The sequence below is a fragment of the Pantoea sp. ICBG 1758 genome (genome assembly GCF_002928325.1).
GTDB lineage: Bacteria > Pseudomonadota > Gammaproteobacteria > Enterobacterales > Enterobacteriaceae > Pantoea > Pantoea eucrina.
The window spans coordinates 360,179-373,078 of sequence record NZ_POWL01000001.1 but is presented as its reverse complement, the minus strand read 5'-3'; the positions used below and the strand labels follow the sequence as shown (position 1 = coordinate 373,078).

At 59.4% G+C, this 12,900-nt stretch carries 8 protein-coding genes; 1 reads left to right on the top strand and 7 read right to left on the bottom strand.

Annotated features, from left to right (window positions below):
- From C1Y41_RS01865 to bglX, 6 genes are all read right to left on the bottom strand, one after another.
- Positions 1–909, bottom strand: a complete 909-nt coding sequence (locus C1Y41_RS01865) for an ABC transporter substrate-binding protein (RefSeq protein WP_071669013.1) — start codon at positions 907–909, stop codon at positions 1–3.
- Positions 910–1,069: 160 nt separating this feature from the next.
- Positions 1,070–1,603 carry an isopentenyl-diphosphate Delta-isomerase gene (idi, locus tag C1Y41_RS01860; protein WP_039383369.1) on the bottom strand — a complete coding sequence of 178 codons (534 nt, stop codon included), beginning with the start codon at positions 1,601–1,603 and terminating at the stop codon, positions 1,070–1,072.
- Between the two features lie 202 nt (positions 1,604–1,805).
- A complete protein-coding gene (locus C1Y41_RS01855; protein ID WP_071669012.1) occupies positions 1,806–3,701 on the bottom strand; it encodes a methyl-accepting chemotaxis protein in 1,896 nt (631 codons plus the stop codon).
- Between the two features lie 207 nt (positions 3,702–3,908).
- Positions 3,909–5,018, bottom strand: a complete 1,110-nt coding sequence (locus C1Y41_RS01850; RefSeq protein WP_104084689.1) for a suppressor of fused domain protein — start codon at positions 5,016–5,018, stop codon at positions 3,909–3,911.
- 129 nt (positions 5,019–5,147) lie between these two features.
- Positions 5,148–6,026: an oxygenase MpaB family protein gene (locus tag C1Y41_RS01845; RefSeq protein ID WP_039383363.1), complete on the bottom strand. Its 879-nt coding sequence runs from the start codon at positions 6,024–6,026 to the stop codon at positions 5,148–5,150.
- Positions 6,027–6,100: 74 nt separating this feature from the next.
- The gene (gene bglX, locus C1Y41_RS01840; RefSeq protein ID WP_104084688.1) at positions 6,101–8,398 is read right to left on the bottom strand and encodes a beta-glucosidase BglX; all 2,298 of its coding nucleotides are present in this window, start codon (positions 8,396–8,398) and stop codon (positions 6,101–6,103) included.
- A gap of 155 nt (positions 8,399–8,553) precedes the next feature.
- Between bglX and dld the strand changes: the two genes are divergently transcribed.
- Positions 8,554–10,263: a D-lactate dehydrogenase gene (gene dld / locus C1Y41_RS01835; RefSeq protein ID WP_039383358.1), complete on the top strand. Its 1,710-nt coding sequence runs from the start codon at positions 8,554–8,556 to the stop codon at positions 10,261–10,263.
- Positions 10,264–10,311: 48 nt separating this feature from the next.
- Here dld and C1Y41_RS01830 read toward each other — a convergent pair whose 3' ends face one another.
- Positions 10,312–12,765 carry a DUF3772 domain-containing protein gene (locus tag C1Y41_RS01830; RefSeq protein ID WP_039383355.1) on the bottom strand — a complete coding sequence of 818 codons (2,454 nt, stop codon included), beginning with the start codon at positions 12,763–12,765 and terminating at the stop codon, positions 10,312–10,314.
- Between the last annotated feature and the right edge of the window lie 135 nt (positions 12,766–12,900).

Below are 12,900 nucleotides of genomic sequence, written 5' to 3'. Positions count from 1 at the left end.
TTACAGCAACTTGTTCTGCTGCAGCCACGCGGTTGCGACCTGGCTGGCGTCCTGCCCTTCTACCGCAATCTGCGCATTAAGCTGCTGCAGCGTTTTTTCATCCAGCTTGCTGAACACCGGCTGCAGCCACTCTGCCATCTGCGGATACTGCTTCAGTACCGCTTCACGCACGACCGGCGCCGGCGCATAGATTGGCTGTACGCCTTTGGGATCGCTCAGCGTCTGCAGACCCAGCGCCGCGACCGGGCCATCCGTTCCGTACGCCATCGCCGCATTGACGCCAGAGGTTTTCTGCGCCGCGGCTTTAATGGTGACCGCCGTATCGCCGCCTGCCAGCGAAAGCAGCTGCGACTGATTGAGTTTGAAGTTATACGCTTTTTCAAACGCCGGCAGGGCATCACCGCGTTCAATAAATTCCGCAGAGGCAGCCAGTTTGAACGTGCCGCCCTGTTTCAGATACGCGCTGAGATCGTCAAGCGAGTTCAGCTTATTCTGCTGCGCCACGTCGCCACGCACGGCGATGGTCCAGGTGTTATTGGCGGGTGCCGGCGTCAGCCAGATAAGATGATTCTTCTCTGCATCGAGCTGTCTGACTTTCTCATAACCCTGCTGCGCATTTTTCCACGCGCTCGCTTTTTCATCGTTAAAAAAGAAAGCGCCGTTGCCGGTATATTCCGGATAGATATCCAGCTCGCCCGCGACGATGGCACCGCGAACAACCTGCGTATTGCCGAGCTGAATTTTGTTGACGGTTTTGACCCCGTGCTTATTGAGCACCTGCAGAATAATATTGCCCAGCAGCGAGCCTTCTGTATCGATTTTCGACCCGACCTTGACCGCATCGGCGGCGTGCGCCGCGCCCATGCTCAGCGACAGGGCAATCAGCCCCAGTAACCCCTGTTTAATCATGATGTTTTCCTTATGCCCTGTTTAGCACCCGGTGATAAACAAGCGTAGCCTGGCGCAGCAGGCGACGGGAAAAAAGCGCAGATTTTACGTCTGTTTTGTTAAGCCGGGCAAAAATTGCCCCGCACAGAAGGCGCGAGGTGTGTCCGGAGAGAGGGGCGTGTCAGGCGGTGAGGCGAAAGTCACCCAGCGTATGCGGAATACGCGGGAAGGTGTGCAGAAACCATGGCGTAAACTGTTCCGGCTCGGTCTCCATCTGCTGCTGGATCTGCCCGACTGAACGGTAGCACCAGGCGTCCGCTTCTTCCGGGTTCAGCACCGGCTCTTCATCGCTGATGGCAAAGAAGACGTGTCCATACTCATGTTCAATCAGGCCGTTACTTAGCGGCAGGTTGTAGCTCAGCTCAAATACCGGCGTCAGCGCCAGGTTCAGTCCCATCTCTTCACGCAGACGGCGCTCAGCGGCATCGAGCGTCGGCTCCTGCGGAAACGGATGACTGCAGCAGGTATTACTCCAGAGTCCGCCGCAGTGGTATTTGCTGCTGGCACGCCGCTGCAGCAGCAGCTCATGACGCGAATTAAACACGTAAACCGTTACTGCGCGATGCAGTAAGCCTTTTTCATGCACTTCCAGCTTTTCCATCTTGCCGGTGGGACGATCGAGGTGGTCAACAAGAATAACTTCTATGGCAGGCATGAGGGCTCCTTCAGAAAAATCCCTGCTATTGTACACAATCGCCGTGGCAGCAGCGGAGAAAAAGGCGCACGTTTCGTGCGCTGGCGCGGTAAAAAATAAGCTTAGCAGGCATAATCTGAATCGGCGAAGAAGAAGGTATGCAGAGGTAAAGCACAATGAGATTGCGGCAGCCTGTAAGCCGCCGCAATAGTGATGAGTGCGGTTATAGTCTGAAGCTCTGCACCACCTGTTCCAGCTGCACGCTCTGCTCCTCCATTGCACGCGCGGCTGAAGAGACCTGCTCTACCAGCGCGGCGTTCTGCTGCGTGCTGCCATCCAGCTGCGTGATCGCGACGTTAACCTGATCGATACCCATGCTCTGCTCACGGCTGGCGGACATAATTTCGCTCATCAGGGTGGTGACGCTGCTGACGCCCTGCATCAGCTCATCCATGGTCTGTCCCGCCTGCTCAACCAGCTGGCTGCCGGTATCAATATTTGCCACTGACTCTTCAATCAGCTTTTTAATCTCGCGCGCTGAGTTAGCTGAGCGCTGCGCAAGGTTGCGTACTTCTGAGGCCACCACCGCAAAACCGCGCCCCTGCTCTCCGGCGCGCGCCGCTTCAACCGCCGCGTTCAGGGCCAGAATGTTGGTCTGAAACGCGATGCTGTCGATGACGCTGATGATATCGACGACTTTACGCGATGAGTGGTGGATCTCCCCCATAGTGGTCACGACCTGACGCACCACTTCACTGCCGCGCGCCGCCACGGTGGCTGCGCCGTCAGCCAGCTGATTAGCGTGGGTGGCGTTATCGGCGTTTTGGCGCACGGTGCCGGTCAGCTCCTCCATTGAGGCTGCCGTCTCGACAATGGAGCTGGCCTGCGATTCGGTGCGCGCAGAGAGATCGGCGTTGCCGCTGGCAATTTCGCGCGAGGCCGCCGTGATCGCCAGCGCGCTGTCGCCCACCTGACGCATCAGCCCCTGCAGGTAGCTGATGAACTGGTTAAAGCTCTCAGCCACGGCGTTAAATTCCGGGCTATTGCTGGCAGGCAGGCGCTGTGTGAGGTCGGCGCCGCCGGTTGAGAGTGCTTCAATATTTTTGTGCAGCACGCCCAGACGCTTCATCATTGCGCGGACAAAGCCCAGCGATACCAGCAGCAGAATAATAGCCAGCGGGATCTGTACCACGCCCAGCCGCGTCAGCATACTGTGCGTCTGTGCATCCAGCAGGCTGGAGGGGACGTCGCTGGCGAGATACCACGGGCTGCCGGGGATCGCCTGCAGGAACAGCGTATGCTCACCATCCTCACCGCTAAACGTTGTCTGCGCCGGCTCGCTCCCCGCCTGCGTCAGCAGCGACTTCAGCGCAGTGGCCATCGGCAGCCGGGTATCGCTCAGGTTTTCCAGCTTTGGCGCACCGTCCAGCAGCGCCGCGTTCCCGACCACTTTGCCATCCGCTTCAACAATCAGCACGCGGCCTTTAATGGCGTCACCCATCTGCTTCGCCAGCTGATTAAAAAAGCCCAGCGTGACATCGATTGTGGCGACGCCCCAGACGCTGCCGTCGCGATAGATAGCCATCGCACAGTTGGTACGCGGCTGCGGGCTGGCCGCATCCTGATAGGCTTTGGCCCAGGCGCACTGCCCTTTTGCTGCCGCCATACCCGCTTTGTACCACGGCTGCTCCCAGTACTTATCGGCCGCATCGGAGTTCCAGTAAGTATTGACCTGCAGCTGATTGCTGGCGTTGCGCGCAAAGAAGGTGCTGTCTTTCTCTTTTGCCGGATCGCGCCGGTTCGGCAGCGGCCAGATCCCGCCGCCAAATACGTTGCTGTCCTGGTACTGGTTTACCAGCGCCGGCAGCAGCGTCTCTATCGTTGCGCTCTCCATCACGCCCGCTGCTTCCGTTATCGCCCGCTGCTGCGCCTGAACCCGGTTCATCTGCTCAACAATGCGTCCGGCCAGACCATCAACTTCATAGCGCACCAGGCGGCTCTCATTCTGACTCAGCTGCGGTGCGATAAACTGATTGATCACCAGTACAGTGACCAGCATCAGCACAACAAAAAATGCGACCAGCGTCGCGGTGAAACGGGATTGTGTCGTTTTAAACATTCGGATGCCCTTACCCTGGTTGGCGAGTTGCCTGATCGAGGTTAACGGCGTGTTAATGGGGAACTTGAGAGGCGCGGGATCACAAAAAAAGCAAATAGTTGAATCGGGTGACTATTTTTACAGGGTAGGAATAACCGGCGATAAGCAGAGCGGAGAATTGACTGCCTGGAGACAGCGCGCCCCTCTTCACAGAAGAAGGGCGGGCGTTTACTGAGGCGCCACCACCACCTCCTGACGCGGACGGAAGATATGGCTGTTACCCTCCGCCAGCAGCCGCTGAAGCAGCTGCTGTCCGCCCTGTTCATCCGACTGCGCAAAGTGGCGTTCCGCTTCGGTGATCGGCGTCGCCCAGAGCAGTTCCGGCCGATCGCCGTCGCGCTTCGGCAATCGCAGCGACACCGCCTCCGGTGCCAGCGCGTTAGCCAGCAGAAAGCTTTCAAAGCCGACCGGCGCCACTTCAGATGCCAGCGTATGCCCTTCGCCAATCCACGTCAGCCGCGCCCACGGCAGATGGGCAAACTCAGCCAGCGCGCTCGCCATCTGCACCGCGTTGGCCTCGGTCATCACCTCGCCATCTACCGCCAGCGCCAGCTCAACCCGCCGGTACTGGGGAGCCAGCTCTTCAAACAGATAATCGACCTGCGGCATTGGACGAATGCTCATTCCCAGCGTGACAAAATACCAGACGCCGTTATGCCAGTGCTGAGAAAGCGCCATCGGCGGCCAGCTGCCCTGATCGATAGCGTAATATTTGACCGACTCACCCCACCGCGCCTGGTAGACCTGCAGCATTTCATGCTGGATTTTTTCCCACTGCTGGTCGTCGTGCCAGTCGCGCCAGAAGTGACGTTGCTGCTCAGCACGCGCATAGTATTCATTGGTGGAGGCGGAACCCAGCGGCGCCGTGAGGCGGTTTTTCCTGATGCAGCCGGCTGAGAAGCTGACCTGTTTGCTCTGATAGAGACTCCAGCCGGGGATCACCGCCAGCAGCTGGCCGTAGTACCACAGGGCAGCACCGGTATCATCCGGCTCCCACAGTACCTGCAGGCCTGCGGGATCGAGCATCGGCTCCGCCTCCAGCGTGCGGCAATACTCTGCGCTCAGCAGCGGCGCGATCCCCTGCTCCATCGCTTCGCGATCTTCCTCTGCCGGTGCCGGCAGAAGGTTGCGCAGCCAGCAGCCGCGAACAGCGTACTGGCTGCGAAACAGGTCGTTGGGCCAGATATAAAAATAGGCGGTGCGCGCATCCTGTTCGACGATCGCGGTTAAAGTATGTTGCTGATTCGGCACCTCAGCAATCAGAGGGTAACTGGTCATAACGCCTCGACAATGCCTGGAGGGATCCATTTTCCCCGAGAATAGAGCAGGATCGGCACTCGCGCCATGTGAGACAAGGGTAAAACTCTCAAAGTGCGGTTGCGCTCGCGCTGAGCGTCTGGCTTTGCTTCAGCGGTAGCGGGCGTCACGCCCCATACGCTGCATCGCCCGCGACCAGGCGCCGCGCTGTATCGACCAGCGCAGCAGGCGCGCCAGCAGCAGCATCTGCCGGTCGGTGCGCCACTGCGTCAGCGGGCTGACCGGGCGCTGCAGCTGCTGCTGTGCCCACGCCGGCAGCAGACCGATCCCCGCCTGCAGCATGGTGCGCATTGCCGGTCGCGCCTGCCAGCCGGGTGCCGGTGCATTCATCAGCAGCGCCATCACCTCCTGCGTGCGCGCATCAAAACAGAGTTCCGGGCGTATCGCCTGCAGATAGTGCTCAACGTCGGTGACGCTGCATGGCACCTGCTCTGCGCCCAGCGCAATCGCCACCTGCGCCGCCTCCTGATAGTAGCGATCCTGCTCAGCCCGGCTGAGCGCCGGGTTTTTATAGCGCAGATGGGCCGCCAGAAAACGGCTGGTTTCCGCCACGTGCACCCAGGTCAGCAGATGCGGATCGCTGGCCGCGTAAGGATTACCGTTGCTGTCCGTGCCGCTGACCTGCAGATGGATGCGCTTCACCCGCTCAATCAGCGTCCGGGCATCGGCACTGTTGCCAAAGGTCGTTACGGCGATGAACTGGCTGGTGCGGCGCAGCCGGCCGAGCATATCCTGACGGAAGCTGGAGTGATCCCAGACCCCGGCCAGCGCCGCCGGATGCAGCATCTGCAGCATCAGGGCGCTGATACCGCCGCAGAGCATCGCCGGAAAATCACCGTGGATGCGCCAGATAGTGGAGTCGGGGCCGAACAGGCCGGGATCGCCGGGCGGCTGTGAGAGGTCAAACTCGTTGAGTGCCAGCCCGTTAAGGCGAAAGATCTGCTGTTCAATGCGATTGCGAAGCGTCATGGTGGCGTGGTGTCGGATAAAAAGGCGTCAGGGATAGCGCTCCCGGCCTGGCGACCGGGAGACGCGGTTATCCGTTAAAGATAGTCGAACTGCGCATCCTGAGTGCGTACGGAATCCAGGCCAATCATAACGTTAAATTTGCCGGGTTCCGCCACGTGCTGCATCTGCTGGTTCCAGAATTTCAGCGCGTCAGCATCAATCGTAAAGCGCACGGTTTGTGACTCACCGGCTTTCAGCATAATGCGCCGGAAGTCGCGCAGCTCCTGAACCGGACGGCTGATACTCGCCACCGGATCGTTGAGATACATCTGTACCACCGTTGCCCCGTCGCGTTTACCGCTGTTGGTCACCGTTACGCTCGCTTCAATGCTGCCGCTGCGCGGCATCGTGCGGGCGGAGAGCGTCACCGGTGAAACGGTAAAGCGGGTATAGCTCAGGCCGTAACCAAACGGATAAAGCGGGCCGTTGATGGTGTCGTAGTAGTGAGAAGTATATTTATTCGGCTTTTCCGGATTATAAGGTCGCCCGGTTGGCAGATGATTGTAGTAAAGCGGGATCTGCCCCACTGAGCGCGGGAACGTGACCGGCAGCTTGCCGGAAGGGTTGTAATCGCCAAACAGCACGTCCGCGATAGCATTGCCGCCTTCGGTGCCGCTGAACCAGGTTTCCAGCATCGCATCCGCCATGCGGTCTTCATTCACCAGCGTCAGCGGCCGGCCATTCATCAGCACAATCACCAGCGGCTTGCCGGTGGCTTTCAGGGCCGCCAGTAATTTCTGCTGGCTGGCCGGGATCGCCAGTTCGCTGCGGCTGGACGCTTCATGCGCCATGCCCTGCGCTTCACCCACCGCAGCGACGACCACATCCGCCTTCTCTGCCTGGGCTACCGCCTCATCAATCATCTGCTGCGGTGTGCGTGTATCGACGCTCACCGCCTGCTCGTAAAGATTGAGGAAGCCCTGAATACCTTTGTTGTCAGAAACGTTAGCCCCTTTGGCGTACAGCAGCGTGCCTTTGTCCGCCATGGCATTGCGCATCCCCTGCAGCAGCGTCACTGACTGCTTTGCCACACCCGCGGCTGACCAGCTGCCCATGATATCGCGCTGGCTGTCCGCCAGCGGTCCCACCAGCGCAACGGTCGCGTCACGCTTCAGCGGCAGCGTCTCGTGCCAGTTCTTGAGCAGCACTATGCTCTTGCGCGCCACGTCGCGCGCTTCAGCACGGTGCAGACGGCTCTCAGCGTTGGTATCCTGCGGATCGCTGCTCTGCGGTCCGAGGTGGCTGTACGGATCGTTAAACAGCCCCATGTCATATTTCACGTTGAGCACGTGACGGGCGGCATCATCAATTTCACGCATACTCACCGCCCCGCTTTTCACCAGCGCCGGCAAATATTTACTGTAGTACTCATCGCTCATGCTCATGTCGATGCCTGACTTCAGCGCAATGCGCACCGCATCCTGCGGATCGCTCGCCACACCATGTTTGATCAGCTCTTTAATCGCGCCGTGATCGCTGATGGTAATACCTTTAAATTTCCACTGGTCACGCAGCAGATCTTTCAGCAGCCAGCCATCGGCGGTGGCCGGGGTGCCGTTCAGCGAATTCAGCGCCACCATCACGCCACCGCTGCCGGCATCGAGCGAGGCTTTATAAGGCGGCAGGTAGTCCTGTGCCAGCCGCTGCGGACTCATATCCACGGTGTTGTAGTCACGCCCGCCTTCCACCGCGCCGTAGGCGGCAAAATGTTTCACGCTGGTCATCACGGCGTAACGATCGGCCGGGCTTTTGCCCTGCATCGCTCTGACCATGGCGCTGCCCATCTGCGACGTAAGATAAGTATCTTCGCCAAAGCCTTCTGAGCCACGCCCCCAGCGCGGTTCGCGGCTGACATCCACCATCGGTGCCCAGGTCATATTCAGACCATCATCCGCGGCCTCATAAGCAGAAATACGTCCCACTTCACCAATCGCATCGCGATCCCAGCTGGCCGCGAGGCCCAGCGGAATCGGAAAAATAGTGCGCTGCCCGTGCACCACATCGTAGGCAAAAAAGAGCGGGATTTTCAGGCGGCTGAGCTGCATCACCTGATCCTGCATGGCGCGAATATCCTGGCGGGTGACGGTATTAAAAATCGCCCCAACCTGACCCTGCTGGATCATGTCGCGAATCGCCTCTTTCGGCGTGTCGGGTCCGACGCTGATCAGCCGCATCTGGCCGATTTTCTCATCCAGCGTCATTTTGCTGAGCAGCTGGCTGACATACGCGTCGCGCGCCTGCTCCGTCAGGGGATGTGTTTCACGCAGCGTATCGGCAAACGCCGGCTGCAGAGCCAGGGAGACCGCGAGGCTAACAGAGTAAATCCATTTCATCAGGTTGGGTTCTCTTAAGTAACTGCGCACAATAAAGATTACCGGGGCAGTGTGCCACAAGATGAGGATAGCAGGTAGCCGCCTTTGTCACACGGCGACCAGAGCCGCGCCGCGTGCTACAGTAGAAACGCCACGTTAACGACAAGGACAGGCTCATGAATTCTCACCTTTCTCACCCTGCACTGGTTGCCGACCTGCGCCGTCTGGTTGGTGCCTCTCATCTGCTGACTGACGCGGAGCAGACCGCGCGCTACCGGACCGGCTTTCGCTCCGGCGCGGGCGATGCGCTGGCGGTGGTCTTTCCGGGGTCGCTGCTTGAACTCTGGCGGGTCCTGCAGGCGCTGGTCAGCGCGGACGCCATTATCCTGATGCAGGCGGCAAATACCGGCCTGACGGAGGGTTCCACCCCCAGCGGCAACGATTACGATCGTCCGGTGGTGATCGTCAGCACCCTGCGTCTCGACCGGCTGCAGCTGATTGATGGCGGCAAACAGATCCTCGCTTTTCCCGGCAGCACGCTTTATCAGCTGGAAAAAACGCTCAAACCGCTCGGGCGCGAGCCGCATTCGGTCATTGGCTCCTCCTGTATCGGTGCGTCGGTGCTGGGCGGGATCTGTAACAACTCCGGCGGCTCGCTGATCAAACGCGGACCGGCCTACAGTGAGATGGCGCTGTTTGCGCAGGTGGACGCCAGCGGTAAACTCAAGCTGGTTAACCATCTGGGAATCGATCTGGGCCACTCACCGGAAGAGATCCTCGGGCGGCTGGATGATGAGCGCTGGCAGCAGAGCGACGTGCGCTGGGATGAGCGCCACGCCTCGGACCATGAATACGCCGGGCGGGTACGTGATATTCACGCCGATACGCCGGCGCGCTTTAACGCTGACGCCCGCCGGCTGTTTGAAGCCTCCGGCTGCGCCGGTAAGCTTGCGGTGTTTGCCGTGCGTCTGGATACCTTTCCGACCGAGCCACAACAGCAGGTATTCTATATCGGCACCAACGACCCCGCCGTGCTGGGCGACATCCGCCGTCATATCCTGGCAGAGTTCACCCATCTGCCGGTGGCGGGTGAATATATGCACCGCGATATCTTCGATATTGCCGAAGTGTACGGCAAAGATACTTTCGTGATGATCGACAAGCTCGGCACCGATAAGATGCCGCTCTTTTTCACCCTCAAGGGCCGGGTTGATGCCTGGCTGAACAAGCTCAGCTTTGTGAAGCCGCACTTCACCGACCGTCTGCTGCAGCGTATCAGTCGCCTGTTCCCGGCCCATCTGCCGAAACGTCTTAAGCACTATCGCGATAAGTATGAGCACCACCTGATGCTGAAGATGTCCGGCGAAGGCGTTGCCGAAGCGCAGGCGTATCTGCAGGACTATTTCCGTGAGGGTGGCGGCGAGTTTTTCGCCTGCGACAGCAAAGAGGGATCGCATGCCTTTTTGCATCGGTTTGCCGCCGCCGGTGCCGCCGTGCGCTATCACGCGGTGCATGCGGATGAAGTGGAGGATATTCTGGCGCTGGATATCGCCCTGCGCCGCAACGATGAAGCCTGGTTTGAACAGCTGCCGCCGGAGTTTGATAACGATCTGATCCACCGGCTCTACTATGGCCACTTCTTCTGCCACGTGTTCCATCAGGATTACATTGTGAAAAAAGGCGTGGATGTGCACGCGCTGAAAGAGAGGATGCTGGCGCTGCTCAGCGCGCGCGGGGCAGAGTATCCGGCGGAACATAACGTCGGCCATCTCTACAAAGCGAAACCGCAGCTGCAGGCGTTTTATCGTGAACTGGACCCGACCAATACCTTCAATCCCGGCATCGGTAAAACCAGCAAGCAGAAAGGCTGGGCAGTCAAAGCCTGAGACCGGTCGTCATGTGCAGGGTGGTCCGATAACCACCCTGCCATTGACTCAGGATTGCGGCGCATCCTGCTCCTGCGTAGCCGCCGCCAGAGCGCGGCGCTCGATGATCATGGTCTGCGGCGCCGACAGCACAATGCCCTCTTTACGCAGCCGCGTCAGAATATCGAACAGCAGATCGCTTTTCGCACCCGAAATCTGGCGCTGGCTGGCGACGTTGCCGGTTACGCTCAGCACTATGCCCGACGGGGTAAGATCTTTAAACGATACCGAAGGTTCAGGCGTCTCCAGAATGCGCTCATTCTCGTTATAGACCTCCAGCAGCAGCTCGCGCACCCGCACCGGATCGATATCGAGCGGGAACGTCAGCTGAATGGTCACCACCCCCTGTGCATTGCCCATAGTGGCATTACGTACGTTCTGTGAAATCAGCTGCGAATTAGGCACGATCACCGTTGACTTGTCGCCCAGCTGAATCTCCGTGGCGCGAACGTTAATCCGCCGGATATCGCCCTCAATGCCGCTGATGCTGACCAGGTCGCCTACCTTGACCGGCCGTTCGGTGAGCAGGATCAGACCGGAAATAAAGTTTTTAACGATCTCCTGCAGACCAAAACCGATACCCACCGATAGCGCGCTGACAATCCACGCCAGCTTGTTCCACTGCAGCCCCATGATGGAGAGCGTCAGCAGGATAATCAGCACGTAGCCGATATTGCTGAACAGCGTCACCAGCGAGACGCGCATGCCGATATCCATAGTGGTTTTCGGCAGAAAATCGTTATCCAGCCAGCGGCGCACTGAGCGCAATATCCAGATGCCCGCTACCAGGCAAATAAGAGCATTTACCATATGCGCCGGTACGATATTCAGCGACTCCAGCCCTTTGCCACCCCAGAACTCAATGACTTTCTGAATAAGCTCTACCGGCGTGGAGGAGGCGAACGTGCCGGTCATCAGCGCCAGCGCCACAATCCCCATCAGCAGCGCTTTACCCAGCGCGCTGAGCAGCGTGGCGGCCTGCTGCAGATAGCGCTCATCGATATTGAGCGAACTCTGCAGGCGGCGCCCGGCGGCGCTGCTGGTGGAAAACAGGCTTTCACAGCCGTCGGTAATGACGTGGCTTAAAAAATAGAAGGAGCCAAACAGGATCCCGCACCACACCACCTCGTAGCCCAGAAAGCGCGCCAGCGTCACATAGCCGATTGTCAGTGAAATCAGAATCGCAACGGCAGTCAGCGTGAGCGCCAGCTGAACCAGCCCGACCACCGTCGGACGCGCCTCTGGCGGATTGCCGAGCCGGGCCATCCGGCGGCGCACGCGGTTGGTACGCATACTGATAGCGAGCCCGGTGCTGCCAATCAGCAGCGCGGTCAGGCCATTAGCAAAAATCGTCGTGCTGAGACTGGTACCTACCGTGTAGTTAAACGCTTCTGCGGTCTGAAAGATAAACACCAGCGCAGCGGTAATCGGCGGGAACGGCTTCAGCGCCAGCGCAACCTCATTAGAGATGGCCGGCAGACGCCAGCTGGGACGACGGGTCGAGAGAAACGCCCGTCCCAGACCGGCAATCAGCCCGCAGTAGACGCTCAGCTGCACCAGGCGGGTAACAAAATCCTGTACGTCGCCGGAGACTTCATCCCGGCGGGTAAACGCCAGCGCGCTAAAGTTAAAGGTCAGCACCACTGCAGCCAGCGTGGTCAGCGCGATGGCAGCCGCGAGGAAGCTGCGCCGCAGCCGCCCTTCCGGCAGCTTGTTAATACTCACCCAGGCGAGAAACTCTTCGCTGTAGCGCCGTCCCAGCGTCATCACCAGCATCGCCGCCACCAGCCAGCCGATGGTACCGACGCGCCAGTCCGGCTCCCACGACAGTGCCGCCGACGCCTTCAGCTCCGTAATAAAGTCACTGATTTTTTCGCCGTCGAGATCCTGACGGCTCACCAGCGGCGCCCAGAAGCGCGGGCCAAAAATACTGCCGGAATTGAGCGCCAGCTGATTTTTCAGCTGATCGCGGCGCAGGTTCACAATCTGCGAAGAGAGCACCAGCGCACCGTTTTTAATGCCTTCTGCCTGCTTGATCTGATCGTCCAGCTTGCCTTTCTGGTTTTCCAGCGAGCGGCGCTTGCGCGTCACCTCCGGCGTCTCTTTAACGCCGCTGTCCGCTTTGGGCGCGGGACCCAGTACCGCCAGCTGCGCATCAAGCTGCTGGCGCTGCGGAACTAACGCCTGTCCCAGCGTCTCTGCATTGCCCGACAGCTCCAGCGCCATCTCATTAAGCTGGTTGAGCTGGTTTTCGCTGGTTTCTCCCGAGACCTGTCCTTTGATCTTATCGAGAATTTTTTGCATTTTTGGCAGCTCAACCGCCGGATTCGCCTGCGGCGGCGCTTCTTCTTCCTGTGCCGGCTGCTGTTGCGTCACATCGGGCGCGTCATCCGCCTGGCTCAGCGCGGGCACGCACAGCATGAGCAGTAACAGCGGAACAGTGAAAAAACGAAACTTGATCATAGAACGACATTCCAGCGAAAAAGCCAGTTAAACGAGTGTGGCGGCCAGTACAGGAGGTCGCCGCCGGGATGAAAACAGGTGTGATAAGGCTAAATCAGGGTACTGATGATACGCCAGTTTGCAAGTGGCGCGCCC